Here is a 1,631-nt window from a genome sequence, read left to right as displayed (position 1 = left end):
TGCTTTTTCCGTGGTTTACTCATGGCTTTTTCAACACAGGGATGTTAATTGACTTTTACCATTGATTTGCCCACTCTTGACAGCCATCTATTTTTCTTAACTTGACACCAATGGAGAGTACACCGTTAGAGCGCACAAGCGGGAAATTCATACCCGTGTTTTCAACTTCGTATGTAAGCAGTGCGAACAACCCACACAACGAGAAACTTTTGGTGTGCGACCGCTCTACTGTGAAATATGCCGTCCGCCACAAGCACCCAAGAAATCAGTAGTCCCTCTCAAGAAGAGAAAACCCAGAGCTATGACTTACAAGAGTGGTAAAGACATAGCCGGATGATTTGTTGTCTCAACGTTTTGAGTGAGCGCACGAAAGTGAGTGAAGCAGTGCGCTCATTTGCCCAACCTAACCCAAACTGGTAAAAAGTAACTCTAATGTTTGGAAGTCATTCAGGAGGCGAAACTGCTTTTTGCAGGGGGGCAGGGGGAGTGAAGAGAAAATTTTATGTCTTATGTTTGCTCAGTTCGTCAAATAATTACTTTAATTTATGGTTTTGACAATCAAGAGCGTTTTTTTATTTGACGGAACAATACAAAGCGTCGCTTTTTGTGACCAACTTTCTTACGCCATCCATTCAGTCCGCTGGGACGCATCTGTTACCAATTAAGCAAACTTATCAGGGTCAATATCTTCAAACTCCAGTATCACGGTGCAACACTCATCAATTGTTTGTTGATTTTGTAGAGGCACAGATTATTTGACCGTAATCTGTCGCTCTGGTAAAATAATTCGTTGCTTTACAGGCATCCTGTAATTGTAATGAGGTGTAGCGATATTGTTTGTGGTAGACACACCTCGCCAACCATCAGATCCATCAAAACTGCCCTCAATCCCAAGCTAGGTTCTGAGCTTTTAACAAATATCCCTTTGCTCGAAAGGAATGGCTTGTTAAGCGTTACTAGCTTCTGCAACTACTTGAAAGTCAGGTTTGATTTCTAGCAGCATTTCCAAATTCTTGCTCTTCGACTGTCACTTGCAAGTTGATTAAGTTTTTGTTGAAACCGACCGGGTGCAAATTGACTTTTGCTAGAGAAGGTTGAAGAATAATCTTTAAGTCTTGTTGGCTTTGAATCTTGTGTGTGGAATTGAACCAAGGAACAGCGTGATGATTGCTCTACCGAACATTGAGGTTCACTCCCAAATTTACTTGAGTGCCAATTCAGTTGTCTACCGAGGGGTAAGCAAATCCGATAACACACCAATCATCCTGAAAGTCCTTAAACAAGACTATCCCACGCCTGGGGAACTTACTCGCTACAAACAGGAATATGAAATTACTCGTTCTTTAAATGTAGAAGGAGTAATAAAAGTTTATAGCATCCAGGAATATCAAAGAACACTCGTGATGCTATTGGAAGATTTTGGCGGAGAGTCGCTGGCAAAATTGCGTTCGGAATTAGCCGCGTTTAACCCGATGCCCTTGGTTGATTTCTTGCATTTGGCAATTCAAATCACAGAGATATTAGGTAGCATTCACAGCAGCAATGTCATCCATAAGGACATTAACCTCAGTAATATCGTTCTCAATAAAGCTACTGGGACGGTAAAAATTATCGATTTTGGGATTGCGACG

General features: G+C 41.6%; 2 protein-coding genes. Both read left to right on the top strand.

All coding sequences use genetic code 11. The features are described 5' to 3' along the window. Nucleotides 1–145 precede the first annotated feature (145 nt). Nucleotides 146–337: a hypothetical protein gene (locus H6G97_RS54600; RefSeq protein ID WP_338422038.1), complete on the top strand. Its 192-nt coding sequence runs from the start codon at nucleotides 146–148 to the stop codon at nucleotides 335–337. Nucleotides 338–1,163: 826 nt separating this feature from the next. Further along, nucleotides 1,164–1,631 (top strand): serine/threonine protein kinase (locus H6G97_RS51030; RefSeq protein ID WP_190947771.1); only part of this gene is annotated, 468 nt, incomplete at its 3' end.

Origin of the sequence: Nostoc flagelliforme FACHB-838 (genome assembly GCF_014698065.1) — a bacterium.
Lineage (GTDB): Bacteria > Cyanobacteriota > Cyanobacteriia > Cyanobacteriales > Nostocaceae > Nostoc > Nostoc flagelliforme_B.
Note: the sequence above shows the minus strand (reverse complement) of the source record. Positions and strands in the feature narration are given on the sequence as shown.